Below are 26576 nucleotides of genomic sequence, written 5' to 3'. Positions count from 1 at the left end.
TAATATAGTTTGTTACTTACTTTTGTAAAGTAAAAAGATTGCTGATTAGATGACAAACATCGAAAAAAAGGGTAAAATACGGATGTGGGTATAAAAAAGAAAAGGACGGATGATTCATGACAGGGCATGTATTTCATCACTCGAAAGCAGAGAAGTTGTTAAATCCGAAAAGGAGAGAGCTCATTGCTCCAGAAAAAGTAATTTCATTGCTGAACGTGAGCGAGCATGATATTGTCGCCGATTTAGGGGCGGGGAATGGCTATTTCACTGTCCCGATGGCGAAAGTGGCAAAAACAGTATATGCGGTTGATGTACAACAAGAAATGCTCGATTTACTCCAGCAACATGCTGAACGAGAAGGAGTAAAAAACATTTCTTACATCCTAAGCGATGTGGCGAAAACAACGATTTCACCGCAATCTGTCGAAAAGGGACTAATGGCGTTTGTTTTGCATGAAGTGGACGATCGAGAAGCTGTTTTTGCAGAAATTGCTCGCATCATAAAGCCGAACGGTGCGTTTCTATTCATTGAATGGGAGGCAGTAGAAAGTGAAATGGGTCCGCCGCTTCACGAACGCATTCCATCGCATCAGCTCATGGACGAGGCGAAAGCACATTTTACACATGTGGAGCTCGTTCATTTCCATCCGAGCGTATATGGTGTGATTGTTAAACATGGTCATTAATGATGGCCATGTTGTTTGTTTTTAAGGAAGGTGAGTAAGATGGTGGTACGTTTAGGAATAAAGGAAAATACCGTTTCATTTTTATTATTAGTCGTCATTAACGTGTTTGTTGGGGCGATGGTCGGTTTAGAACGAACGATTTTGCCGATGATTGGTGAAAAGCAGTTTGGGCTTACATCGATGGGAGCGGCTATCTCGTTTATCATTAGCTTCGGCTTGTCCAAAGCGGTTGTAAACTATTTTGCTGGTCAGCTTGCTGATCGGTTTGGTAGAAAAAACATATTGCTAGCAGGATGGGTAATTGGGTTATTCGTTCCAATATGTATGCTTACTGCAGACGAATGGTCGGTTGTTGTGTTTGCGAACGTGCTGCTTGGAATTAACCAAGCATTGACGTGGTCGATGACTGTCAATATGAAAATTGACATCGCCAAGCCAACGGAACGAGGTACAGCGGTTGGTTTAAATGAGTTTGCTGGTTATTTTGGTGTCGCGATGATGGCGGCGCTATCGGGTTATCTCGCTTCGACATTTTCACTTGATCTTGAATTGTTTTACATTGGTATTGTGGTTGCACTTACTGGAATAGGCTTATCCATCGTCGTTAAAGATACGAAACATCATGTTCAACTGCATATGGAACGAAGAAAAAAGGAGCGAACAGAAACGTTATCCGCAAAAGATGTATTTCAGCAGACGACATGGAAAAATAAAACGCTATCTAGTTTTAGTTTGGCAGGACTTGTAACAAATTTGAAAGATGGTGTGGCATGGGGATTATTCCCTTTATATTTCACTTCCCTCGGGCTATCCGTCTCACAAACAGGGATGATCGTTGCGATTTACCCTGCTTCATGGGGGATATGTCAGCTTTTCACAGGTGCCATTAGCGATCGAGTCGACAGAAAAAGGATGATTGCATACGGCATGTGGTTACAGGCGTTGGCCATGTGGTTGATGCTTATCGTGGACGATGTCGTGTTATGGATGGTTGGCGCGATATTGTTAGGGCTCGGAACAGCGATGGTATATCCGACGTTGCAAGCGGCAATTAGCGATGTGACAGCGATATACTGGCGCGCTTCTGCGATGGGAGTATATCGATTTTGGCGCGATAGCGGCTATGCGATCGGTGCCGCGATGGCAGGGATCATTGCCGACTGGCTCGGATTCCGTTGGGCAATTGGGTTGACAGCGATATTGTCGGTACTTGCTGGATGGCGGGTATATACAAAAACGAAAAACTAGGGAACACGTCCCTAGTTTTTCTTGTAAATGAAAACGATCGGTTCGAACAAATAAAAAATAGGTACGAATCGCCACAACATATCATGCCGTAAAAGTTTGTATTTCATCATGGATCCTTTTTTACTTTAACAAGCGACAAGCCCTTGACACATATATTAATAAAAGAGCAAATGTGAAGGGGGCTGAGGGGTGAACATTTTAGTCATTTGGCGGTTGTTGACGGTTGGTGGGGTGAATGCCGGATGGCGCAATCGGGCGTTATATTTTAAAAAGCGTGGCATTACGACCGATTTTTTATATACGAAAGATTTGGGCGGCATGCATATGATGGAAGATGTCGCAAACGTGTATGTAGCGAAAAAGAAGCGAGATGTTCATGACATTTTACGAAAAGGGTATGATGCGATCATTGTTGTTGATACGAGCCAAGCGTACGAGTGGTTGAACGACGTTGGCTATGCAGGTCCGATTATTGTCGAGGCGCGCACGCCGGAGTTGTTGAAGTTAAAGCGGAACTTGCAAGGGGTTGAGACGATTTCCCCGCGTCAGTTTATCGTTCCGTCTTATTATCAAAAACGACTTCTTTCCGTCCTCGTTAACGATCAAGCGCCGATTACCGTCATTTATAACGGATTAGATGCGTCTTTTTTCCAGCCATCTGTATGCGATGATGTACCGAACAAAAAAATTATTGCTTATGTCGGACGGTTAGATGGAAGGAAAAATTGGCGGGCGTTTTTGCGCATCGTCTCGCTATTACAAAAAGAGCGGGATGATATCGAATGTTGGATGATCGGTGGGGCGCATAGTGTCGATAAACAAACGTTTGAAACGGAATGGAAAGAAAAAAAGCTCGACCCGTTCGTCAAATGGTTTCCCGTCGTTCCGTACCAACAAATGCCTCACATATACGCCCGCATTCGTCAATCAGGGGGATGCTTACTAGCGACAACGAAAGTCGAATCGTTCGGCAATACGTTTATTGAAGCGATGGCGTGTGGCGTGCCGGTCGTTGCCCCGCGCGTATCTGCCATGCCGGAAGTGATCGCTCACGGAAAAACAGGATACTTATTTCGCGAACATCATACGCGCGGTGCCGTTCGAGCGATTGAAGCGATCATCGACGATCAGGAGCGATATGAAGAGATGAGCGAAGCTGGCAGGGCGCGCGTGCTAGCGCAATTTACGATTGAACGTTGTGCCGAAACGTATGTCGATTTACTACAACATATTGTAGGTGAACAAACATGAACTATGAAATGACGTTCGCAAGCCATAAACATAACTCCCATCTCATCACGTTTCATGATGGGAAACGGTATGTCGTCAAATTTTATGACACGAAAAAGCCGAAAGCGCTCATTAACGAATGGCTCGCATACCAAATTGCGAAATATATGAACCTTCCGATTCCGCACGCCCGACTCGTTTCTTTACCCGACACGCTCGTACCGATTCCAGATGACACAACGATTGTGAAAACGAAAACGCAGTTTGCTAGCGCGTATATTGACGGGAAAAACGCCCATGAAACGACGCTCTATCGCATCGCCAACGCCGATCAGCTTGCGGGGGTGATCGTTTTTGATTATTGGTTGTACAATTGCGACCGAACGAGAAAAAACGTCATCATCGAACAAAATGGTGAGCATCAGACGTTATGGATCATTGATCACGCTGACATATGCGGTTCATTTGCGTGGACGGTTGAACAGTTAAAACAGCTGCCGCGAACGCTTATCGAAAGCGCTACGCATCGCATGATGGCGTCGTTTATGATCGTTCAACAATTGGAGGAAGCGATTGCCGTTATGCAAACGATGCCGACACTTTTACTTGAAGAAATGACGAAACATATGCCTGACGATTGGCCGATGACGGCAGAAGAACGAAAGCAACTCGTTCATACGCTCGTGTATAGGCGTGATCATGTCGTTCCGCATCTCATCCGCAAATGTTGTAAACAGCTTTGGCCTGAGCTAGCATAGCTTAGGCTTTTTTCATGTGCGAGAGCGAAAGAAAAAATAGATAAATAGGAAAAGGCCGTATCCTTTGTCCGAGATCATGTATATGTTATTAGCAGAGAGAAAATTTGTTAGAAAGGTGTGAGGATATGATGGTAAAAATTGTTTTAGATGCAGGGCATGGAGGGCGTGATCCGGGGGCGGTCGGAAACGGACTTCGTGAAAAAGATGTAACGTTAACGATTGTGACGAAAATAGGGGAGATGTTGAAAGAGTATGAACGTGTCGATGTACACTATACGCGGACAGACGACCAGTTTATTGAACTCTCGGAACGGGCAGCGATGGCGAATCGGATCGGTGCGGACTTTTTTTTATCCGTTCATGTGAACGCAGGTGGTGGAACAGGATTTGAATCATATATATTCAATGGAAATGTGAGCAAAGAAACCGTTTCATATCAAAACATCATTCACGATGAAGTGATGAAAGCGATTGGAGATGTGCGCGATCGCGGAAAAAAACGTGCGAGCTATGCGGTGCTTCGTCAAACGAATATGCCAGCTTTATTGACGGAAAACTTATTTATCGACAACGCAGGCGATGCCGCGAAGCTGAAATCAGACGAATTTCTGTCGCAAATTGCCCGCGGTCATGTGGAAGGAATGGCGAAAGCGTTCGGATTGCAAAAGAAACCGCCTGCTCCACCGAAAGACGATGGAAAGTTATACCGCGTGCAAGTCGGAGCATTTCGCGATAAAAAAAATGCAGAACGTCTCGTCGAAGAGTTAAGAAAAAAAGGATACGATGCGATCATTGTTTAACCTCTGCGATTCGCAGAGGATTTTTTATGCATATTTTTCATTCATTGTTAAAAAATAATGGCGAATGGGGGGACGCTATGAAACTGTTCGCATTTGGCATGATGATCGTTTGTTTGCACGCATTGCCGTATTTTCTTCTTGGTGAAGATGCCCATATGCGCGTGCATGATAATTTAGATTCAAATATCGCTTGGTATCGTGTGCTTGCACGAAGCGGTGAGTTGTTCGGTTCCGTTCATGCGACGATTCCGCAAGTCATTAACGGATTGCCGCGCAACGCGTACGGGACGGAGTTTAGCGGCATCGTTTGGCTTCATGCGCTCTTTCCGTCCGTTTACGCCTATGGATTGAGCCAGCTTCTTACGCGCCTGTTTGCGTTTATCGGCATGTATTTATTATTGAATACGCACGTATTAAAGGAAAAAGAAGCGGAGTGGATTCGCGTCGGGGTCGCGCTTGCGTTCGCCCTTACGCCGTTTTGGCCGTCAGGCATGCTTAGCACGCTCGGTATGCCGCTAGCGTTATGGGCGCTGTTAAACATTCGCGCCGGCGATCGCTCGTTGAAAAATTACGTCGTGCTGACGTTGTTGCCGTTCTACTCTAGCTTTGTGCTCGGCTTTTTCTTTTTTTTAAGCGCGATGTTTATATTTTGGGCGTTCGATGCGTGGCGACGCCGTCCGAACGTACCCCTTTTGTTGGCGCTCATATATATGACCGTTCTTTATTTAGCGATTGAATATCGGCTCGTTCATTCATTTTTATTTGCGACAGAGCCGACGAGCCGCGATGAATATGTGCATGCTCGCTTACCGTTATGGCGATCGCTTCGCCTGACGCTCAAAAACTATATGTTCGGTCATACGCATGTCATGACGATTCATACGCTCATTATTTTACCGATCACGTTGATCGCTTTATATATCGTATGGCGAAAAACATGGTGGCAACAAGAGCGGCTGTTTTGGCAGCTTCATATTGTGAACGTTGCGCTTTCCGCGTGGTATGCGTTTTGGTTTTACAAAGGATGGTTGCCTGCAACAGAAGCGTTTCCGTTTTTAGATCGGTTTAATTTTGCGCGCTATCATTTTTTGCGACCGATGGTCATTTATGTGCTGTTTGCGCTATCGCTTCGCATTATATGGCGCGCGTGGGATCGAGGAATCGTCTCGTTTGCGATTGCCTCTCAACTCGTTGTGGCGATGTTGTTTCATGAACAAATTGTATATCGCGACAAGCCGACGTTTCGCGCGTTTTATGCCGAAAAGCAGTTTGAACAAGTGAAGCGATACATCGGCAAGCCGCTTCATACGTATCGCGTCGTCAGCATCGGCATGCATCCGGCGATCGCGCAATATAACGGCTTTTATACGCTCGATACGTACAACAATTTTTATCCGCTGTCGTATAAGCATCAGTTTCGGAAAATTATTGCGAGTGAGCTTGCGAAAAATAAAAAACTAAAACAATATTTCGATGAATGGGGCGGTCGCTGTTACATATTTGTCGATGAGCTAGGAAAGCACTACATGTTTACGAAGCAATCGAACAAGCGCATACGCCATCTCAAGCTTCATACTGACGTATTGTACGACATGGGCGGACGATACGTGTTTTCCGCCTTGCCGATTGACAACGCAAAGGAAAACAACTTAAAGCTATTGCGCACGTTTGAACACGATGAATCCGCATGGAACATTTACTTATACGAAGTGGAAAGGGAGAAAACGACATGACCGTTTTAGCGATCGTTGTACCTTGTTATAACGAGCAAGATATATTGCCAGAAACGATTAAACAACTGCTTTCGTTAAGGCAGCAGCTCGTAGATGAACAACTTATTTCGAAAGAAAGCAAAATTGTATTTGTCGATGACGGAAGCCGCGATCAAACGTGGACGATCATTTATAAAGCATGTTTGCGACATGAAGAAGTGAAAGGAATAAAACTGGCAGGCAATGCAGGGCATCAAAACGCCCTTTTAGCAGGCATGTTTGCCGTCAAAGGCGCGGCGCATTGCATCGTAACGATGGATGCCGACTTGCAAGATGATATATATGTCGTGCGCGAGTTTGTACAAAAATTTCATGACGGATACGATATCGTTTATGGGGTGAGAAGAAAGCGCGACGTTGATTCGTACATGAAGCGGTGGACGGCCGAAACATTTTACCGCATGATGAATCGCATCGGGGTGAAGCTTATATACAATCATGCAGACTATCGTCTCATGAGCCGGCGCGCGGTAGAAGCGTTGCAGCAATTTCGCGAAGTAAACATGTTTTTGCGCGGAGTTGTCCCGCTCCTTGGTTTTCCTTCTACAACCGTATATTATGACCGAAAAGAGCGAAAAGCAGGCGTGACGAAATATCCGCTTATGAAAATGATACGCTTTGCATTCGATGGACTCACGTCATTCAGCATGATGCCCATTCGGTTCGTTTCCCTTCTCGGTTTTTGTTCATTTTTCATTAGCGTCTTGTTTGCGCTATACGTGCTTTTTTTAAAAATAACAGGACATACAGAAACGGGCTGGACGTCGCTCATCATGTCCATTTGGCTCGTCGGTGGGTTGCAGTTGATTGCGATCGGCTTAGTTGGCGAATACATCGGAAAAGTATATAAAGAAACGAAACAACGACCGCGCTACATCGTAGATATCGATTTGTTCAATTGGCCGGTCGTTGCCCGGCGCGATGAGGAACAAGTCATAAGCTAAGGCTCCGAACTAGACGGAGCCTTTTTGCATCATTGCTCGTTGAAACGACTGGAATAGGGCGAACGAAACGAACGTCAGCAATATGCCTGTCACATACGGCAAACTCGGTTTTAACGTAAATAGCCAACCTGCGATCGCCGGCCCGCCGATGCGCCCGAGCGAATCGAACGATGATAATACGCCTGTCGCGCTTCCTTGTCCGCCCGTTGTATATTTCGTAAGCAAGGACGATACACATGGGCGAATGACGCCGTTACCGATGCCGAAAATCGTTAAGTAAAGCGCCGCTGTCCAAAAATGATTGATGAACAAAATAAGAAAAAAGCCGAGCGCTGATAAAAATAAGCCGCCGCGAATGACCGTTCTTTCACCGAACGATGCGATCAGTTTTCCGAGCAGTCCTCCTTGAACGATCGCACCAGCAAGTCCCATCATCATGAAAATGTAGCCGAGCTCTTTTGACGTAAGACCTGCGCGTTTTGCGGCAAAATAAGCGAACGTCGCTTCAAGTCCAGCGAGGGAAAATGTGACGATCAGCTGCAACATATATAAGCGCGCCAAAGGTCCTTGAAGGGCGGAGGAAAGCGGCGGACGTTTCGCTTGTCCGACCGAACGTTTTTCTTTCGGAAGCGACTCATGTAAGAAAAAGAAAACGAACACGGCGGTCAAGAGCGATAAACAGCCGGCGATCCAAAACGGAACCGTTAAGCTTGTAGCGGAAAAGATGCCGCCGATCGCTGGTCCGAAAATAAATCCGAGTCCGACAGCCGCCCCGATCATGCCCATTCCTTTTCCGCGGTTTTCTTCTGTCGTTACATCAGCGACGTACGCCATCGCTGTCGGCATCGTCGCGGCAGATAAGAAGCCGCCAATGATGCGAGCCGCAAACAACATCCACAACTGCGTCGCCATGGCGAATAAGAAAAACGACAGCGCCAAGCCGGAAATACCGATAAGTATCATCGGCTTTCGCCCGTATCGGTCAGATAAGTTTCCCCACATCGGTGCGAATAAAAATTGCATAAAAGAGTACACGGCCATGAGCCAACCGAGCTCTGTTGGGGTTGCGCCGATGTTTTCAGCGAAAAACGGAAGGACGGGAATAATAATGCCAAACCCGACCATGACGAAAAACATCACAACAAATAAAAGCGGCAAGTAACGCCGTTCGTTCATCGTAACCATCTCCACTATGTAGTTTGCATTTTTATCATAATGGAAACGATACAATTTTTCAAAGATGTCGATGCGTTGACAATAGAAAAAATTTTAGCGAAACTGAACGTGTATGAATGACGGTGGGAGAGTTGAGAGATGACATATGTAAACGAGCACGTGTTAAACAATTTATTTTACATGCTAGTGAGCATTTTTTTCTTTTATTTTTTATACGATCACGTTCGGTTTTTCCAGCGAAAAAAGGCGCATCAACGATTGTTGCTTATCGCATGTTTAAGCGTTCCGATCATTTTATGTATGAAATATCCGATTTACATCGCCCCTGATTGCGTGCACGATTTGCGGCAAGTTCCGTTTTTACTTGGCACGTTTTACGGTGGATGGACGGTCAGTTTTCCCCTCTTGCTTATTTTGCTGCTCGCGCGCTGGGCGATGTACGGCTATCAATTCATTACCGTCGCTGTTTATGTCATGATGTTCGTTTTCGGCAGTTTGTTTTCTCCTATTTTCCAACGTTTGTCGAGAAAACAACGATTATTCGCTTCGGCGGTGATGACGTTTATATTAGCGATTGTTGCTACGATTTTGGCGATCGTCATTTCTGATTTTCAAGTGACAGAGTCGTACGTCATTCACTTTATCCTTGTTCCTCCCTTTGCCGTATCGTTCGTTGTGCTCATCGTTGAAACGTTGCGTGAAGCGTTGCTCATTCGCTCGAAAGCGATTAAGCTTGAAAAAATGGAAGTCGTCAGCCAGCTTGCCGCAAGCATTTCTCATGAAATACGCAATCCGTTAACCGTCGTCAAAGGATTTTTGCAGCTCATGAAATCAAAAGACATATTATCAGAAACGAGAGAGCAATATATCAATATCGCCCTTGAAGAATTAAACCGCGCCTGCGCCATTATTGACGATTATTTAACGTTTGCGAAGCCGTTTCCAGAAAAAATGGAGCCGCTTGACGTGCATCATGAGTTAACGAAAGTCATTGACATGTTGCGTCCGTTAGCGAACATGTCGGGGGTAGACATCGTGTCAACGCTCATGCCTGCGAAAGTAAGTGGCAACGCCCAATATTTTCGACAATGTTTTTTAAATATAATAAAAAATGGAATAGAAGCGATACAGCATGGCGGTGCGGTATATGTGCATATGCACGTCGATGAACGAACGGTGATGATCGTTGTACGCGATGAAGGAGCCGGCATGACGAAAGAGGAAATGGCGCGCTTCGGAGAACCGTATTTCAGCACGAAAGAAAAAGGGACAGGGCTTGGGGCGATGGTATCGATTCGCATCATTGAAATGATGAACGGCACATGGGCGTTGGAGAGCGAAAAAGGGCGCGGAACAACGATGAAAGTGACATTCCCTTTGTTGTTGGAAAAATAAAAATATTTCGAAATAGCGAAAAAGTATTGTCTTTAACGATTTTGGGCGTTAAAGTATAAAATGAACATAACAAGTAAGGGGAGTTTACAACGATGAGTTTGTTTCGAAAAAAGTCCATTGATGCGCTCATGAGCGAATCAGGGAAAGGGGCAGCGCTCAAAAAAGAATTAGGCGCATTTGATTTAACGATGCTCGGAATTGGAGCAATTATCGGAACGGGTATTTTCGTTTTAACGGGAGTGGCAGCGGCTGAACATGCAGGGCCAGCGCTCGTTCTTTCGTTTATTTTATCAGGATTGGCGTGCGTCTTTGCGGCGCTTTGTTATGCGGAGTTCGCTTCAAGCGTGCCAGTGTCGGGAAGCGCCTATACGTACAGCTATGCGACGTTTGGTGAGTTAATCGCATGGATGCTCGGTTGGGATTTAATTTTAGAGTACGGAGTGGCAGCGTCAGCAGTAGCGGCGGGATGGTCCGGCTATTTTCAAGGGTTGCTCGCTGGATTTGGCATTGAGCTGCCAAAGGCGTTGACAAGCGCCTACGATCCGGCAAACGGCACGTTCATTGATGTGCCGGCAATTGTGATCGTTTTGCTTATTACGTTTTTATTGACGCAAGGAGTGAGAAAGTCAGCTCGCTTTAATGCGGTAATGGTTTTTATTAAAGTGGCGGTCATTTTATTGTTTATTGCCGTTGGGGTTTGGTATGTGAAGCCAGAAAACTGGACGCCGTTTATGCCGTTTGGCTTTTCAGGCGTGGCCGCAGGGGCAGCGACCGTGTTTTTCGCGTACTTAGGATTTGATGCGGTATCGACCGCGGCAGAAGAAGTGCGCAATCCGCAACGCAACATGCCGATCGGTATTATCGCATCGCTTGCGATTTGTACGCTTCTTTATATTGCCGTATCGCTCATTTTAACAGGCATTGTGCCGTACGACCAATTAGGTGTAAAAAATCCGGTTGCTTTTGCGTTAAACTATATTCAACAAGATTGGGTGGCAGGATTTATTTCGCTCGGAGCGATTACAGGAATTACGACCGTCCTTCTCGTTATGCTTTATGCCCAAACGCGTCTTTTTTATGCGATTAGCCGCGACGGCTTGCTTCCGTCATTGTTTGCGAAAGTGAGCGAACGGAAACAAGTGCCGCTTGTGAATTCATGGGTGACAGGCATTGCCGTTTCCATTTTCGCTGGGGTGATTCCGTTAAATAAATTGGCGCATTTGACAAATATCGGAACGTTGTTTGCGTTTACAACGGTTGCGATCGGCATTTTAATTTTACGCAAAACGGAACCGAACTTAAAACGAAGCTTTATGGTGCCGTTTGTGCCTGTTATTCCGCTTCTTGCAGTAGCGTTTTGTACGTATTTAGCCCTTCAGCTTCCAGCAACGACATGGTTAAGTTTTGGCGGCTGGCTTGCGATCGGTCTCGTCATTTATTTCTTGTACGGTCGCAAACATAGTAAGTTAAATGAGGCAAACGTTGAGCAAAAACAAGTCAGTTAACGGGTTGACAAAATAAGCTCATGTTTTTATAATGAAATTACAATAACATAGTTTTCCTTCACAAAGGGGAGTAGCGTTCAGGCGTTGCCTGAAAACAAAGTCGTCAGTTCATGGACATCGTCCATCGGCTTTGTTGGCACAACGATGTGTCTAGCGAGACCTTTGCCGTTCGGCAAAGGTCTTTTTTGCGTTTCCATGATTTTTGCCGATGGACGAGGGGAAACTACATATTACAGGAGGGATCATTGATGGATGTATCATTATTGTTAGAGTACGGTTGGGTGCTTCTCGTTTTAATCGGTTTAGAAGGCATTCTCGCTGCCGATAACGCCGTTGTGATGGCGGTCATGGTAAAGCACTTGCCAGAGAAAGAACAAAAACGAGCGCTCTTTTACGGGCTTGCCGGTGCGTTTATTCTTCGCTTTGCGGCGTTGTTTGTCATTTCGTATTTAGTGAACATTTGGCAAATTCAAGCGCTTGGCGCGTTATATTTAATGTTTATCGCCGTGCATCATTTTATTAACAAAAACAGAGACGGTTCGCATAAAGAAGGGAAAAAGCAGTCCGGTTTTTGGATGACAGTATTAAAAGTAGAGCTTGCCGATTTAGCGTTTGCGATCGATTCGATTTTAGCGGCGGTCGCTTTAGCGATGACGTTGCCAAATACGAATTTACCGCCGATCGGCGGCATGGACGGCGGGAAGTTTTTAGTCATCTTTGCCGGTGGATTAATTGGCGTCATCATTATGCGTTTTGCGGCAAATGCGTTCGTGAAATTGTTGCATAAACGCCCAAGCCTAGAGTCCGCTGCGTTTTTAATCGTCGGTTGGGTTGGGGTGAAATTGGCAGTCTATACGCTTGCGCATCCAAGCTTAGCCGTCGTTTCGGAACATTTTGCGCATTCAGCATTATGGAAAGCAATTTTCTGGATCGTTCTTTTAGCGATTGCCGCTGGCGGCTGGTTTTTCTCGGGAAAAGAAACGAAACAACAAAAAGAAGCGATTCAAACGTTGAAAAAAGCACAAAACGAATAAGGGGAGGTACGTTCCTCCTCTTTTTGTTATAATAAAGAAAGAGAGGAGTGTTGATGTATGTTAAGTGAAAAATTGTTAAACGGACTGAACGAACAAATGAATTTTGAATTTTATTCTGCGCATGCGTACATGGCGATGGCCGCATATTGCTCGGCGGAAGGGTTGGACGGTTTTGCGAACTTCTTTTTAGTTCAAGCGGAAGAAGAGCGATTCCATGCGATGAAGTTTTACAACTTTATTAATGCGCTTGGTGAACGAGCGATTATGACCGGTTTTCCTTCGCCAAACAATGAATTTACGTCTGTACGCGATTGCTTTGAAAAAGCGCTCGCTCATGAAAAAGAAGTGACGCGCCGCATTTATAAACTGTCTGACTTGGCGTTAGACGAGCGCGAACACGCGACGATGAACTTTTTAAAATGGTTTATTGACGAACAAGTCGAAGAAGAGTCGCTGTTTGATACGCTCATCCAAAAGCTTAAGCGCATCGAAAACGACAGCAACTCACTATTTATGCTTGACAACGAACTTGCACAGCGCACATTTACACCAGAAGCATAAAGGGAATGCATACGCATTCTCTTTTTGTTTCATGAATGTTATAATATTGGAAAAGGATATGGAGGGGTGAAGATGTCACAACGAATCGAAACGACGATTTCTTCTCAAGTAAAACAAAGTAAACCGAATACGTCCTTTGTTGACTTTGGACAATTAAGAAAAAAGATTGCGAAACCTTCCCCTTTTGGCAGAAAGCTAGTGGATATGTATAAACAAGGAAGGTAGCATCGGATGTCCTTTGTATTGACCTTTGAAGATGCGCGTCATGAAAACTTTCAACAAGCGTCCATTTACATTGATGCTTGTTTTATTTTGGCTTACATGAACAGCGATGATCCACGCGGTGATAAAGTTTGTGAAATGTTACAAAAATGGCAAGGGGAAGGTATCGCTCAATTAGGAATAAGCAGCCATGTGTTTGGAGAAGTCATTCATCAGTTGTTTATTCAAGAAATATTGTTTCCGCTCGAAATATACCACAACAAGCAATTGCATCGAAAATTAACATCACATCTAGATGTTCAGTTAGGACCGCTAGAAGAGCCTACCGCATTTCTTTATGACATATGGAAAAAAGAAATCCCTCGTTTTTACAATAAAAATTTTGTCGTGAATGTATCCCGTCTTATTAAATCTGTAAAAAATCGTTATCCATCGCAAAGAAATAAGTTGCAAATTTTTTATAACAATGCGATTGATCGCTATAATGAGTTTCTGAATGCCTTAAGAAATGATTTTCACGTCTCGTTTTTGACTACAAATAGCGATATTCAACAGTTAACATTCGCTCACATGAAATTATTCCAATTAGAAGTGTACGACGCATTACATTATGCGCTCGCGATGTATCACGGTTACGATTATTTTGCAACGCTAGATGGCGATTTTGTCCATCATCTTTACTCTGAAAACAGTAAAACGAAAATTTTAAAAATTGCGTGACATACTTTTTCTTCCCTCTAACCAAATGTCGCATATCAGGCGATAGATGTAGGTAGGAGGGATTCAGATGAAATGGTTAGTCGATGATGAGCCGTTGTTCGTATTGCCGACGGTGGCGGTGAAGCTCGGATTGAATGAAAGCATTTTTTTGCAGCAGCTTCATTATTGGCTCACGAAAAGTACGCATACGTACGACGGGCATGTGTGGGTGTATAATACGTACGAAGGATGGCAAAAGCAGTTTCCGTTTTGGTCGGAAAGCACGATTCGGCGCACGATCGTTCGGCTTGAGAAAAAAGGGATCGTCGTGTCAAGGTATCGCTCCAAGCTCGATAAAACGAAATGGTATCGCATTGATTATGATGTGCTAGCGAACGTCATGCATGGCGAAGAAGAGCGCCAAAATGATGACACGAACGCGCAACATAAACAAACGACGAGGCAACATGACGTGTCGCACGCGTCAATTTGCCAAGACGGACGTCGCAAGATGAACAGACAAACAAATATAACGACAGATGATACATTACAAAACATGATACAATTTTATGAACAAAACGGTTTTGGGAAGATGAGTAGCTACGTAAAAGAGAAAATGGCATTATGGGTAAGTGAAACGTCAAAAGAGATGGTGCTTGACGCGCTAAACGTCGCTTTGCAAAACGGGGTAAAGACGTGGACATATACGGAAGGCATTTTGCGTAATTGGAAGAAAAACGGGTATGTGACGACAAAAGAGCGAAAAAGAAGACCGGTGCGAACGGAAATGATTCCAGAATGGTTACATATCGATTATGCACAATATGAACGAAAAGCTTGCAGTGAAGCCGAACTCGAACAAAAACGGCGCGAGTTAGAAGCGCGATTAAAAAAGAAAAGGGCATGAATCCATACCCTATCCGATTTGTTTCCATGGTTGATCTTTTTCTTTTGTCGCTTCGACGGCTTCAAAAAGCAAGTCGACGAGATGAACGGCGCGCACGTTTGTCAGCCCTTCTCGTTCAATGCCGAGCTTCATTTGTAGTAAGCAACCGGGATTGGCGGTAACGATCGTCGTCGCTTTCGTTTGTTTTGCTTGTTCCATTTTATAATCGAGCACTTGCATCGACATGTCCGGATGAACGATGTTATAAATGCCCGCTGAGCCGCAACATCGGTCGGCATCTTTCATTTCGCGAAACTCAACGCCTGCAATCGACTGAAGAAGAAGGCGCGGCTCACTCGCTGTTTTCATCACGTTGCGCAAATGGCACGAATCTTGATATGTCACGATTTGATTTGGCAAGCGCAAGATGCGATGATGAAAGCCGAGCTCTACTAAAATGACGGAGACGTCTTTGATTTTGGCGACGAACGCTTTGGCGCGCTCCGCCCAAACGGGATCGTCTTTTAACAAATGGTCGTATTCGATTAAAAACGCTCCGCACCCGCCGGCGTTTGTGACGATGTAGTCGACATTTAGCGCTTCAAACGCTTCAATGTTTCGTTTCGCTAACGTTTTTGCGTCCGCTTTTTCACCGCTATGTCCATGGAGCGCTCCGCAACACGTTTGCGCTTCAGGAATGACGATGTCACATCCGGCAAGCTGCAATAGTTTCATCGTTCGATCGTTAATGTCCATAAACATCGTATCCATTAAACAACCGCTAAAAAAGGCGACGCGGCGCTTTCGTGGGGCGAGCGCTTCAACATGCGTCGGACGTTCGTTCATTTGTTTCCACGTCGGCACGTTCGGAAGCACTTTTTCCATCGTCGCTAAATGGTTCGGCAACAGGCGCAACAAGCCAAGTTTCCGCACGACAGATTGCAGCCCAGACCGTTGATAAAAGCCGAGGAGTGCCGTTGCGATGCGCATGCGTTTCGGATGTGGAAACAGCTGTTTAAACACGAGATGGCGAATGAAACGAACGATCGGCGAGTACGTTTTATGTTGCGCAATAATATCGCGCGCTTCTTCAAGCAAATGACCGTAGCGCACACCGGAAGGGCAAACGGGTTCACACGCGCGGCAACCAAGGCAAAGTTGAAGTGACCGTTCGACGTCTTCATCCGGTTCAATGAGTCCGTCAACGACCGCTTTCATTAACGCGATCCGTCCGCGCGGCGAGTGCGACTCTTGAAAGCCGGACTCAATATATGTCGGACATGTCGGAAGGCAAAAGCCGCAGCGCATACAGTTTAGTAGTTCGTCTTCGTTCATGCGCGCTTGAAATTGTTTCATGAGCTGTTCATTTTTCATCGCGTCACCACCACCCGTTTGCGCGTGCTTTTGGCGAACACTTTCCCCGGATTCATAATGTTGTTCGGATCAAGCGCTCGTTTGATCGCCTGCATGGCGGCAATTCCTTCTTTACCGAGCTTCCATTCTAAATACGGCGCTTTCATGACGCCGACACCGTGTTCGCCTGTAATCGTACCGCCAAGTTCTATTGCTTTCGCAAAGATGTCTTCAAACGCTTGCTCGACGCGATGCAGTTCGTCTTTGTCGCGCACGTCCGTCGGACATGTCGGGTGAAGGTTGCCATCACCGGCATGGCCAAACGTGCAAATGGTGACGTTATATTTTTTGGCAATATCGTTAATTGCTTTCACCATATTGGCAATTTGTGAACGTGGAACGGTCGCATCTTCTAAAATGGTCGTTGGCTTTAAACGAGCGAGCGCCGATAAGGCGGAACGTCTCGCCGTACGCAAATTGTTTGCTTCTTCTTCCGTTTTTGCCACTTGAACGGAAATGGCATGTTGTTCGCGACAAATGCGCGCCATCGCTTCCATATCGCGTGCGACGACTTCGGCTGGACCGTCTTGTTCAATGAGCAATACCGCTTTTACGTCCGTCGGCAAGCCGATGTTGACGAACGATTCGACGACTTGTAACGTCGGTTGATCTAAAAATTCAAGCGTCGTCGGAATGATTTTGTTGGCGATAATCGCTGAGACGGAACGGGCAGCCGCTTCTAAATCTTCATACAGCGCAAGCATCGTTTTTTTCGTCTCCGGCATCGGAATGAGCTTTAACGTCGCTTCCGTAATGATTCCAAGCGTGCCTTCCGAACCGACAAATAAACGAGTAAGATCATAGCCGGCGACGTCTTTCGCAAGTTTTCCCCCTGTGCGAACGATGTCGCCATTGGCGAGCACAACTTCAAGCCCCATGACGTAATCGCGCGTCACCCCGTACTTTAAGCCGCGCAAACCGCCGGAGTTTTCGTTAATGTTGCCACCGATCGTTGAAATTTTCATCGAGCTTGGATCTGGGGGATAAAATAACCCTTTGGCTTCGACCGCTTGAATGAGGTCGAGCGTAATGACGCCCGGCTGCACCGTGACCGTTAAGTTCTCCTCGTCGATTTCTAATATGCGATTCATATGTTTAAACAATAGGACGATGCCGCCTTGTGTTGGGCACGTGCCGGCGCAAAGATTCGTCCCTGAACCGCGTGGAACGATCGGAATGCGCTCTTCGTTACAAATTTTTACGATGTCGCTTACTTCTTTCGTATTGCGCGGTGCGATGACCGCATCAGGAAGCGATTGAAAGTTTGGGGTTGCATCATATGAATAAACGAGCCGCCCAGCTTTCGAATCGTCGTAGTTTTCTGAGCCAACAATATCAATGAACTGTTGTTTCACTCGTTCAGTGATCATGTCATTCACCTTCTTTTTCAAAAGATAAGAAAGTATAAGATTTCAGATTTATGGAGCTGTCTAGCTCCAAGCGCCATCGGCTTGAGCCGCTCCGCCCCACACTGCGGCGGCGACAGCCTCCTCGGTGGGGCTTGTGCGCTCTTCGCCGATAGGCGGGCGCTTTGCGCTTTTCTTATTTGTACTATAAGCATAAAAAAAAGCGGGGAAACCCGCTATGGATGAACATATAAAAATAAAACGTTTACATGCTATTTTTTTGTTGTTTCATCTAAAAAACGAATCGCTAAATATAAAGTGATGACATGTTCGAAGTTGCGCACGTTTAAATTTGTATATTGTTGTATTTTTTTTAATCGGTAATGGAGCGTATTAATATGAATGTGAAGCGCTTCGGCTGTTTGTTTGAGCGATAAGTTGTGCGCGAAAAATGTGCGGAGCGTTTGAAGCAGTTCTTCGTCGTTCATTAACGGCTCAATCGTTCGTTTTATGAGCTCTTGTTTTGTCGCAAGCGAAATGTCTTCTAAACACATATCTAGCCGTAAGTCTTCGTCAAAGATGATCTCCTCGGTTTGTTTCGCGACATGAAGGGCGCGCTCCGCTTGTTTATATGACTCATACACGTGTTTGGCATCGGTCGTTTTTCCGCATCCGACATGAAACGTGACCCGATATTTTTCGAACACCGATCGTTGTAACGTTTTTATTTTTGCGATCGTTCGTTCTTTGTCGTCGTCCGTTTGCAAAAAAAGCAAGCGGTCGTTTCCCCAGCGAACGATAATGTCGCGTTTGTCGTCCCAAACGGTTTGAGTCAATTTCCACATCTCCATTGAAATCGTCCGTTCTTTATCGTTTAACGAAGCGATGATGACGCGCCGCTTCGCTGTTAAGTCGATATGAAACAGTTGGGCGCGCTCGAAAAAAGACGGTGACCATTCGCGCGCTTGCAGCCATTCAAACACGAACGTTTCAAGCGCCCGCGCTTGCAGCTGAAGCTGTTCGGTATAATAGTTTTCTTGAATAAGAAGCTCGGTCATTTTTTTCAACAGTTCTCCATACGGCGATACGTTTGCAGGGTTGCCTGTAATGCCGATGACGCCAATGACGTCGCCGTGAAAAAAAATCGGCAAGTTAATGCCTGCTTTTACTCCTTTTAATACCCCTTCGTCTTGCTTTGTAATGATTCGTTTTTTCTTTTGTTGACAAACGAGAAACGCTCCTTCGTGAAATTGACCGATGCGCGTTGTGTCGGTGCTTGCCATAATGATGCCGTTCGTATCGACGATAATAATATCTTCATCGATGAGGCGACGCACGTCGGATACAATTTTTTTTGCGAGGTGAGAAGAGAGCATTCGTTCACTTCCTTTCTACATGTAGCATACGAAAAGAAACCGTCCTTTCGCTTGACCTAAAGGACGGTGCCTAAATTACATGTGGAAACGTGCGACCGTTTGGCGCAGTTGTTCGGCCGTGCTTGCGAGCTCTTGCGAAGAAGCGAGCAGCTCTTGCATCGTTGCATTTTGTTCTTCGGTTGTGGCAGCGACTTGTTCAATATTTCTTGCGGATTGTGATGAAATATCAATAATTTGATCAGCGAATGACGTCATTGTTTTTACTTTTTCATCAACGGAACGAATCGTCTCGTTTACCGCATCGCTTTCTGCTTGGACGCGTGCCATATCCGCAGAAATGGCACGGAAAATATGTCCGACTTGTTCAACGAGCGAATGGCCGCATTGGAACGACTCGCTGCTTTCGTGCATGACGTTCACCGCATGCGCCGTTTGTGTTTGCGACTGTTCAGCTAGCGTGCGAATGTTTCCTGCCGCTTGTGCCGTCTGTTCGGCTAGTTTGCGCACTTCTTCTGCCACGACGCCAAACCCTTTTCCATGTTCGCCCGCTCGTGCCGCTTCGATGGCAGCATTTAACGCAAGCAAATTCGTTTGGTCAGAAATGTTTGTAATAAAGCCGACGATTTGATGAATTTCTTTCGATTTATCGTTTAACGATTCAATGACGGAAGCGAGGCGTTCGATTTGTTCGCGAATAAGTTTCATTTGTGCAACCGTTTGCTCTACTAGTGATGTTCCTTCATGAACGCGCTTCGTTGCTTCCGTTGTTCGTTTCGCTGTTTCACCTACTTTGTTCATCACGGTCGTTAATGCATCGGATACGCTATGCACCGCTTCGTTCGTTTGTTTCGATACGTTCACTTGTTCATCTGCCCCTGATGCGACTTGGAGAATCGCTTGTGTAATTTGTTCGTTCGCTTCCGTTGTCGCTTCCGCATTTAACCGCAACGTGTGCGACATGTCGTTTACATGTGCAGCAACCGCTTGAATTTGGGAGATTGACTGTTCAAGCCCGTCCGCTAATTCGTTCATCGCTTCGGCAATTTGTCCGACTTCATCCGTTTTTGTATCCGTCAAGCGCTGGACGCGCAAATTGCCGCGCGCAAGCTCATGGCAAACGTGGACGACTTGCTGTAATCGTCTGCTTATTTTTCGGCTCACTACGATGAGGGAGATGACAGATAAAACGATCGCAACAGCGACGGTAATCAACATCATCAAAATATTTTTCGCAATCGTATCGTTCATTTGCGTCGTCAGCGCGCTTCGTTCATTGACGACGATGTTTCGTAACACATCGAGTTTTTCGATGCTCATATCGCGGATGGTCGCCGCTTTATTTTGAAAGCTAATGACTTGGAAAATGTCGATTTGTTCGCCGCGATCACGATACGATAACACCGCAGGTTGAATTGTTTTATAAAGCAATTCATTTAACTGATTTTCAATCGAAATCGTCGAGCGATATATCGTTTTTGCTTCTTCTGTTTGCATATGCGGCTCTAATTGTTTCATTTTATCGTTAAACTGTTTCGTTAAGTCGCCGTATTGCCAAAGAGTTTCTGGGCGGGGGTTTGTCATATAGTCGGTAATGACAATATATTTTTGTTTAAATAATGAGCCGAGGTCGGTAATTAAAATCGCTTCGTCGCTTTTATGTTCGACTTGTTTGACGACGTTCGTTAAGTTGTTGACGAGTAAAAATACAAAAATGAAAACGCTGACAAATAAAAGTGTAGCAAAGCTGAAAACGATCCCATACTTTTTGCCGATCGTCGTCGTTTTTTTCGTTTGTTTTGTTTTTGGTTTTTTCTGAAAACGGATTGACCATCGCTTTTTCATCGTGAGGCCCCCTTCGCTTTTTTCTCATTATAGCATGACCGTTTGAAAGAAAGGGAGAGTATTTTTGGGGAAAATGCCACGAATTTTGTCACAAATTTTTTGTTGCAATCGGTTTCAACTTCGTTTACAATTCAAATCAACAAGGAATCCGAAACGTTTTGGAGGAAATGAAAGTGACAACGATTAAAGATATCGCGAAAGCGGCTGGCGTGTCGGTGACGACTGTTTCTCGCGCGTTAAACGGCTATTCTGACGTCAGTGAAAAGACGCGCAAAAAAATTATCGACATCGCCAAGCAGCTCAATTACAGTCCGAATACGCTTGCGCGAAGCCTTGTCATGAACAAATCGAAAACGATTGGGTTGCTCGTTTCAGGCATGACGCGCTCGGCGGTAAAGGATAACTTTACGTTTGAAGTGATGACAGGAGTTAACGATTACATCGCTAAAACAGATTATGACGTCATTTTGTTTAATACAAATTCGACGAAACAAAGGGAAAAAACGTATTCGCAACTATGTCGCGAACGGCGGGTCGATGGTGTCATTTTACAAGGAATTAAAACAGATGATCCGTACTTAACGGAAGTTGTCGAAAGCGACATTCCGTGCGTATTAATTGACATTCCGATTCAGTCCGACCGCGTCGGATATGTAACGACCGATAACGTGTACGGTGCGAAAAAAGCGGTGCAACATTTGCTTGAGCTTGGGCATCGCAACATTGCGATGATGAACGGGCACGACTACGCATTTGTTAGCAAGCAGCGCCTGCAAGGATTTTATGAGGCGATGGAAGAAGCGAACGTACCGATTCGAAAAGAGTGGGTGATTAATGGCGATTTTTCCGAAGAGATGGCGGAAGCGAGGGCATACGAGTTGTTTCAAAGCGAACCGAATATTACTGCCATCTTTTGCGCCAGCGACTTAATGGCGCTTGGGGTCATGAGAGCGCTCAAACAGCTCGGCTTGCGCGTGCCTGATGACGTATCGGTCGTTGGATATGATGATATTTTGCTTGCGTCATACGTGTCTCCCGCATTAACGACGGTGGCGCAAAATAAATTTCAAATGGGTTATGAAGCGGCTAGCATGCTTATTGATATGTTGGAAGGAAACGAAGCAAAAGTCGTGACGTTGCGGACGCAACTTGTCGTGCGCGAGTCAACGGCGCCGATGAAAAAAGGGTAGCCCTTTTTTCATACCGAAAATCCGAAACGTTTTGGATCACATCATTCATACGAGGAAAGGGAGTTTACGATGCTGCAATACAACTTAGGAACAGGGGAGTATAAAAATTGGATCGTCTCCGAGGTCGCATTCAATCCGCATGCGCTCGGAAAATGCGAAGCGATTATGGCGCTTGGCAACGGGTATATGGGGCTTCGTTCAGCGACGGAAGAATCGTACGTCGGGCAAGTGCGCAATTTGTTTGTTGCCGGTACGTTTAACCAGTTTGATGAATACGAAGTGACAGAACTGCCGAACGCACCTGATGTCGTTGAGTTAGACATTTGGTTAAATGATGAAAAGTTTTCGTTAGAAAAAGGGAAAATCATTCATTATCGTCGCGACTTAAATGTGAAAGATGCGGAATTAGTGCGCCACGTCATTTGGGAAAATACGCGCGGAGAGCAGTTTGAGCTGACGTTTCGCCGCTTTGTGTCGCTAAAAAATTTACATCTCATCGGCATGAAGATGGAAATAAAACCGCTCAATGGCGATGCAAACATTCGCATTACATCAGGTATTAACGGACAAATGACAAATAGCGGAGCACAACATTTCCATGAAGGGGAAAAGCGCATTTTTGATAAAAAATATTTGCAACTTATTCAAACGACGACCGAATCGAAAATTGATTTTGTCGTCAATGCGGTGCATCGGTATATGATTAATGGAAAAGAAATTGAAACAGAGCCGCGCATGGCGATCGACCGCCGGAAAGTGTTTATTCAAGTATCGTTTGATGTCAAACGAGGAGAGACGTTTACGTTTGAAAAGCTCGCCAACGTGTATACAAGCCGTGACAAAGCGTATGACCACGATGCATATAACCTTGACGTCATGCGGCAAGATGCGCTCAATAACTTAAAAGAAGAAGCGAAAAAAGGGTACGATGCGCTCTTTTCCGAAAACGTTTCGGAATGGAAAAAACGTTGGGAGCAAATGAATATTACGATCGAAAGCGAAAACGAATTTGACCAACTTGCGATTCGTTTTGCCCATTATCATTTAATCATTATGACGCCAGCGCACGATGCACGTTTCGGTGTTGCGGCGAAAGGGTTAACAGGCGAAGGATATAAAGGTCATTCGTTTTGGGATACGGAAATTTTCATTTTGCCGTTTTTCACATACACGTTCCCACATATTGCCCGCAGCTTGCTTGAATATCGTTACAACACGATTGAAGGGGCACGCCGAAAAGCGAAGGCGAACGGCTATGAAGGAGCGATGTATCCGTGGGAGTCGGCGTTTACAGGCGATGAAGTGACGCCGGTATGGGGCGCGGTTGATATTGTGACAGGAAAAGCGACGAAAATTTGGTGCGGATTTATCGAGCAACATATTACGAGCGATATCGCGTTTGCGGTATGGCAATATTACAAAGTGACAGGCGATGAAGATTTTATGAAACGTTGTGGCTATGAAATGTTGTTTGATACCGCAACGTTTTGGGCGAGCCGGTTAGAATGGAACGAAGAAAAGAAACAATATCACATTAACGATGTCATCGGTCCAGACGAATATAAAGAGCACGTCAACAACAACGCCTTTACAAACTATATGGCGCATTGGAATATCGAAACAGCCATTCGCTATTATGAAAGATTAAAAGAAAGCGATCCGGCGTTGCTTGATGCGTTACACGAAAAAATTGGCGTGCATGAAGCGTATAAAAAATGGAAAGAAAAAGTCGATCTCATTTACTTGCCGCAGCCACGCGAAGAAGATCTCGTCATTCCGCAAGATGACACGTATTTAACAAAACAAATCATCGACTTAACGAAATATAAAAAGCAAACGCGCGTCGGCACGATTTTTGAAGATTACAATATGGAACAAGTGAACAACATGCAAGTATCAAAACAAGCGGACATTATGGTGTTGTTTTACTTGCTAGAAAATAAGTTTTCGCAAGAAGTGAAACGAGCGAATTGGAACTATTATGAGCCAAAAACGTTGCACGATTCATCGCTCAGCTTATCGACACATTGCATTTTAGCGAGCGATATGGACGATCGCGAGCTAGCGTATCAATTGTTTGAACAAGCGTCCCGCATCGACTTAGGTCCGAATATGAAATCATCGGATCACGGCATGCATACCGCATCGATTGGCGGCATATGGCAATCGGTCGTATGCGGATTCGGCGGCGTGCGCATGCTTGACGGAAAGCTGCGCATCCATCCGAAACTTCCGAAACAATGGAAAACATTATCGTTTCCAATATATTGGCGCGGCGATCGGTTAGAAGTCACGGTCACGCATGAGTCGCTCGTCGTGAAAAAAGTGACGAACGTTCACGATGTCGTTTCGTTTGATGTGTTCGGCACGACATACGAAGTAAAAGACGAAGTGACGATTCCACTTGCATGAAAGGATTTGACATGATGAACAAGCAACTGAAAGCAGTCATTTTCGACTTAGACGGTGTCATTACCGATACGGCAGAGTATCATTTTATCGCATGGAAACAGCTTGCGGAGGAACTAGGGATCACGTTTGACCGCACATTTAACGAGCAGTTAAAAGGGGTGAGCCGCATGGAGTCGCTCGAGCGCATTTTAGCGCTCGGCGGCCAAGCGGATCGCTATACAGCCGCAGAAAAAGAGGCGCTGGCGCATAAAAAAAATGAGCATTATAAACAGCTCATCGCGCGCATGACGCCAAATGATTTACTTCCCGGCATACTCGATTTATTGCGCGAACTAAAACGTGAAAACGTGAAAATCGGCTTAGCATCGGCGAGTAAAAATGCGTTTACCGTCATCGAACGGCTACAAATTGGCGAATATTTCGATACGATCGTCGATGCGGCGAAAATAAAACATAGCAAACCGCACCCAGAAATTTTCTTGACTGCTGCCAAGCAGTTACAAGTCGATCCGTCCGCTTGCGTCGGAGTAGAAGATGCACAAGCGGGCGTGGCAGCCATTCAAGCAGCGAACATGTTCGCCGTTGGCGTCGGTGACAAAGAAGCGTTAAAAGAAGCCGACTACATCGTCGAAACGACAGCTGAACTAACGTACGATGCGATTGTACGTGCATTTTATCGGGAATAAGGGAGCTCGTCTCCCTTCCAAATATAAGACGAATAAGAAAGGGGTCTCGTATGATGAAAAAGAAACAATGGTTTGCCCTTGGCATGACGACGATGCTTTTTGGAAGCGTTTTAGCGGGATGTGGCAGCGAAGAAAAAACAGCAAAAAACGAAGGAAGCAATCAGAAAGAAGAACAAGTAGAAGTCACGCTTGCGGGTTGGGGCGGCAACCCGATGGAACAAAAATTGTTAAAGCAAACGTTAGATGAATTTGAGAAAAAATATCCGAACATTAAAGTGAAACATGAAGTCATTTCCGATCAATATATGGATGTCATTAAAACGCGTTTAATTGGTGGCGAAGGTCCAGACGTATTTTATTTAGATGCGTTCGAAGCGCCAGCAATGATTGAAACAGGCGTGCTAGAGCCGCTTGATGACTACGTCACAGACGATTTCGACATCAACGATTTTGAAAAACCGCTTCTCGATGCGTTTAAAGGTCCAGACGGTAAAATATACGGCTTCCCGAAAGACTATTCAACGTTAGCGCTTTTCTACAACAAAAAAATGTTTGAAGAAGCAGGGCTAGACGTACCGAAAACGTGGGATGAATTGCGCGAAGCGGCGAAAAAATTAACAAAGGGAACAGAAGTGTACGGTTTCGGGGTAGCACCGGAATTAGCGCGCCTATACTACATCGCGGAATCAAAAGGCGGCAAAGTCGTGACAGACAACAAAGCAAGCTTTGCGGATCCGAAAGTGGTCGAAGCGTTGCAGCCAATTGTTGATATGCGCTTAAAAGATAAATCAGCGGCGCAACCGAGCGAAGTTGGCGCCGGATGGGGCGGTGAAATGTTCGGACAAGGAAAAGCGGCGATGGTGATCGAAGGAAACTGGGCGATTCCGTTCCTACAAGAAACGTTCCCAAATACACCGTTCGGGACAGCAGAAGTGCCAACGATTGACGGCAAAAAAGGAACGATGGCGTATACGGTTGCTTACGTGATGAACAAAGATTCACAAAAGAAAGAAGCAGCATGGAAACTCATTTCGTTTTTAACAGGAAAAGAAGGAATGAAAATTTGGACGAGTAAAGGATTTGCGTTGCCAACACGTAAATCGGTCGCCGCTGAACTCGGATATGATAAAGATGAATTGCGCGCTGCGCTTGTTGCAGGGGCACCGTATGCGACCGTATGGCAAAACGGTACGAACTTGCCAATTATTATGAACAACTTTAACAACCAATTTGTAAGCGCCTTTTTAGGTGAACAGCCGCTTGCAGAAGCGCTTAAAAAAGCACAAGACATTGCAAATAAAGAAATTGAAGCGAAGTAACGGCTGAGGGGAATTTCCCCTCGCTGTTCCCTTCTTTCAAGTGAAGCGTTGCACAATCTTCACTTGAAAGAGGCGA

General features: G+C 45.3%; 23 protein-coding genes. 18 read left to right on the top strand and 5 right to left on the bottom strand.

Annotated features, from left to right (window positions below; genetic code table 11):
• Positions 1 to 116 precede the first annotated feature (116 nt).
• The 7 genes from EKC99_RS06390 (at position 117) to EKC99_RS06360 (ending at position 7438) form a co-directional block, all read left to right on the top strand.
• A complete protein-coding gene (locus EKC99_RS06390; RefSeq protein ID WP_163151076.1) occupies positions 117 to 686 on the top strand; it encodes a class I SAM-dependent methyltransferase in 570 nt (189 codons plus the stop codon).
• 39 nt (positions 687 to 725) lie between these two features.
• Entirely contained in the window at positions 726 to 1934 is a 1209-nt protein-coding gene (locus EKC99_RS06385; protein ID WP_205597799.1) for an MFS transporter, read from the top strand.
• A 189-nt stretch (positions 1935 to 2123) separates the two neighbouring features.
• On the top strand, positions 2124 to 3185 hold the full coding sequence (locus EKC99_RS06380; protein ID WP_163151072.1) for a glycosyltransferase family 4 protein: 1062 nt from the start codon (positions 2124 to 2126) through the stop codon (positions 3183 to 3185).
• Positions 3182 to 3922, top strand: a complete 741-nt coding sequence (locus EKC99_RS06375; RefSeq protein WP_163151070.1) for a HipA domain-containing protein — start codon at positions 3182 to 3184, stop codon at positions 3920 to 3922. Before EKC99_RS06380 ends, EKC99_RS06375 begins: the two co-directional genes overlap by 4 nt.
• Before the next feature lie 128 nt (positions 3923 to 4050).
• Positions 4051 to 4722 carry an N-acetylmuramoyl-L-alanine amidase gene (locus tag EKC99_RS06370; protein WP_004891527.1) on the top strand — a complete coding sequence of 224 codons (672 nt, stop codon included), beginning with the start codon at positions 4051 to 4053 and terminating at the stop codon, positions 4720 to 4722.
• Positions 4723 to 4748: 26 nt separating this feature from the next.
• Positions 4749 to 6455 (top strand): DUF6044 family protein, encoded by a 1707-nt coding sequence (locus EKC99_RS06365; protein WP_163151068.1) that lies wholly within the window; start codon positions 4749 to 4751, stop codon positions 6453 to 6455.
• Positions 6452 to 7438, top strand: a complete 987-nt coding sequence (locus tag EKC99_RS06360; protein ID WP_163151066.1) for a glycosyltransferase family 2 protein — start codon at positions 6452 to 6454, stop codon at positions 7436 to 7438. Before EKC99_RS06365 ends, EKC99_RS06360 begins: the two co-directional genes overlap by 4 nt.
• A gap of 9 nt (positions 7439 to 7447) precedes the next feature.
• Here EKC99_RS06360 and EKC99_RS06355 read toward each other — a convergent pair whose 3' ends face one another.
• Positions 7448 to 8614 carry an MFS transporter gene (locus EKC99_RS06355; protein WP_240468817.1) on the bottom strand — a complete coding sequence of 389 codons (1167 nt, stop codon included), beginning with the start codon at positions 8612 to 8614 and terminating at the stop codon, positions 7448 to 7450.
• A 138-nt stretch (positions 8615 to 8752) separates the two neighbouring features.
• Between EKC99_RS06355 and EKC99_RS06350 the strand changes: the two genes are divergently transcribed.
• The 7 genes from EKC99_RS06350 to EKC99_RS06320 all read left to right on the top strand — a co-directional run bounded on the left by EKC99_RS06350 (position 8753) and on the right by EKC99_RS06320 (position 14937).
• A complete protein-coding gene (locus EKC99_RS06350) occupies positions 8753 to 10009 on the top strand; it encodes a sensor histidine kinase (protein WP_163151061.1) in 1257 nt (418 codons plus the stop codon).
• A 92-nt stretch (positions 10010 to 10101) separates the two neighbouring features.
• Positions 10102 to 11514: a branched-chain amino acid transporter BcaP gene (gene bcaP, locus EKC99_RS06345; protein ID WP_163151059.1), complete on the top strand. Its 1413-nt coding sequence runs from the start codon at positions 10102 to 10104 to the stop codon at positions 11512 to 11514.
• Positions 11515 to 11762: 248 nt separating this feature from the next.
• Positions 11763 to 12548 (top strand): TerC family protein, encoded by a 786-nt coding sequence (locus EKC99_RS06340; RefSeq protein WP_163151057.1) that lies wholly within the window; start codon positions 11763 to 11765, stop codon positions 12546 to 12548.
• A gap of 57 nt (positions 12549 to 12605) precedes the next feature.
• Positions 12606 to 13109, top strand: a complete 504-nt coding sequence (locus EKC99_RS06335; RefSeq protein WP_009362490.1) for a ferritin — start codon at positions 12606 to 12608, stop codon at positions 13107 to 13109.
• Between the two features lie 72 nt (positions 13110 to 13181).
• Positions 13182 to 13334 (top strand): hypothetical protein, encoded by a 153-nt coding sequence (locus tag EKC99_RS06330; protein ID WP_163151055.1) that lies wholly within the window; start codon positions 13182 to 13184, stop codon positions 13332 to 13334.
• A 6-nt stretch (positions 13335 to 13340) separates the two neighbouring features.
• A complete protein-coding gene (locus EKC99_RS06325) occupies positions 13341 to 14051 on the top strand; it encodes a type II toxin-antitoxin system VapC family toxin (RefSeq protein WP_163151039.1) in 711 nt (236 codons plus the stop codon).
• 67 nt (positions 14052 to 14118) lie between these two features.
• Positions 14119 to 14937, top strand: coding sequence for a DnaD domain-containing protein (locus EKC99_RS06320; protein WP_163151053.1), 819 nt, complete (start codon positions 14119 to 14121; stop codon positions 14935 to 14937).
• A 9-nt stretch (positions 14938 to 14946) separates the two neighbouring features.
• On the opposite strand, the gene EKC99_RS06315 is transcribed toward EKC99_RS06320, so the two are convergent.
• The 4 genes from EKC99_RS06315 to EKC99_RS06300 all read right to left on the bottom strand — a co-directional run bounded on the left by EKC99_RS06315 (position 14947) and on the right by EKC99_RS06300 (position 20893).
• Positions 14947 to 16290: a (Fe-S)-binding protein gene (locus EKC99_RS06315; protein WP_163151051.1), complete on the bottom strand. Its 1344-nt coding sequence runs from the start codon at positions 16288 to 16290 to the stop codon at positions 14947 to 14949.
• The gene (glcD, locus tag EKC99_RS06310; RefSeq protein ID WP_009362493.1) at positions 16287 to 17699 is read right to left on the bottom strand and encodes a glycolate oxidase subunit GlcD; all 1413 of its coding nucleotides are present in this window, start codon (positions 17697 to 17699) and stop codon (positions 16287 to 16289) included. The genes EKC99_RS06315 and glcD overlap by 4 nt, the downstream gene beginning before the upstream one ends.
• 248 nt (positions 17700 to 17947) lie before the next feature.
• Positions 17948 to 19051 (bottom strand): CdaR family transcriptional regulator, encoded by a 1104-nt coding sequence (locus tag EKC99_RS06305; RefSeq protein WP_163151050.1) that lies wholly within the window; start codon positions 19049 to 19051, stop codon positions 17948 to 17950.
• A gap of 75 nt (positions 19052 to 19126) precedes the next feature.
• The gene (locus EKC99_RS06300) at positions 19127 to 20893 is read right to left on the bottom strand and encodes a methyl-accepting chemotaxis protein (RefSeq protein WP_163151049.1); all 1767 of its coding nucleotides are present in this window, start codon (positions 20891 to 20893) and stop codon (positions 19127 to 19129) included.
• A gap of 173 nt (positions 20894 to 21066) precedes the next feature.
• Here EKC99_RS06300 and EKC99_RS06295 point away from each other — a divergent pair, with 173 nt between their 5' ends.
• From EKC99_RS06295 to EKC99_RS06280, 4 genes are all read left to right on the top strand, one after another.
• Positions 21067 to 22083 carry a LacI family DNA-binding transcriptional regulator gene (locus tag EKC99_RS06295; RefSeq protein WP_026011589.1) on the top strand — a complete coding sequence of 339 codons (1017 nt, stop codon included), beginning with the start codon at positions 21067 to 21069 and terminating at the stop codon, positions 22081 to 22083.
• A 69-nt stretch (positions 22084 to 22152) separates the two neighbouring features.
• Positions 22153 to 24495, top strand: a complete 2343-nt coding sequence (locus EKC99_RS06290) for a glycoside hydrolase family 65 protein (RefSeq protein WP_163151048.1) — start codon at positions 22153 to 22155, stop codon at positions 24493 to 24495.
• Entirely contained in the window at positions 24492 to 25181 is a 690-nt protein-coding gene (gene pgmB / locus EKC99_RS06285; RefSeq protein ID WP_163151047.1) for a beta-phosphoglucomutase, read from the top strand. The genes EKC99_RS06290 and pgmB overlap by 4 nt, the downstream gene beginning before the upstream one ends.
• A 53-nt stretch (positions 25182 to 25234) precedes the next feature.
• A complete protein-coding gene (locus EKC99_RS06280) occupies positions 25235 to 26500 on the top strand; it encodes an ABC transporter substrate-binding protein (RefSeq protein WP_039939071.1) in 1266 nt (421 codons plus the stop codon).
• Positions 26501 to 26576: the final 76 nt, after the last annotated feature.

The organism is Anoxybacillus sp. MB8, assembly GCF_011006755.1.
GTDB lineage: Bacteria > Bacillota > Bacilli > Bacillales > Anoxybacillaceae > Anoxybacillus > Anoxybacillus gonensis.
Note: the sequence above shows the minus strand (reverse complement) of the source record. Positions and strands in the feature narration are given on the sequence as shown.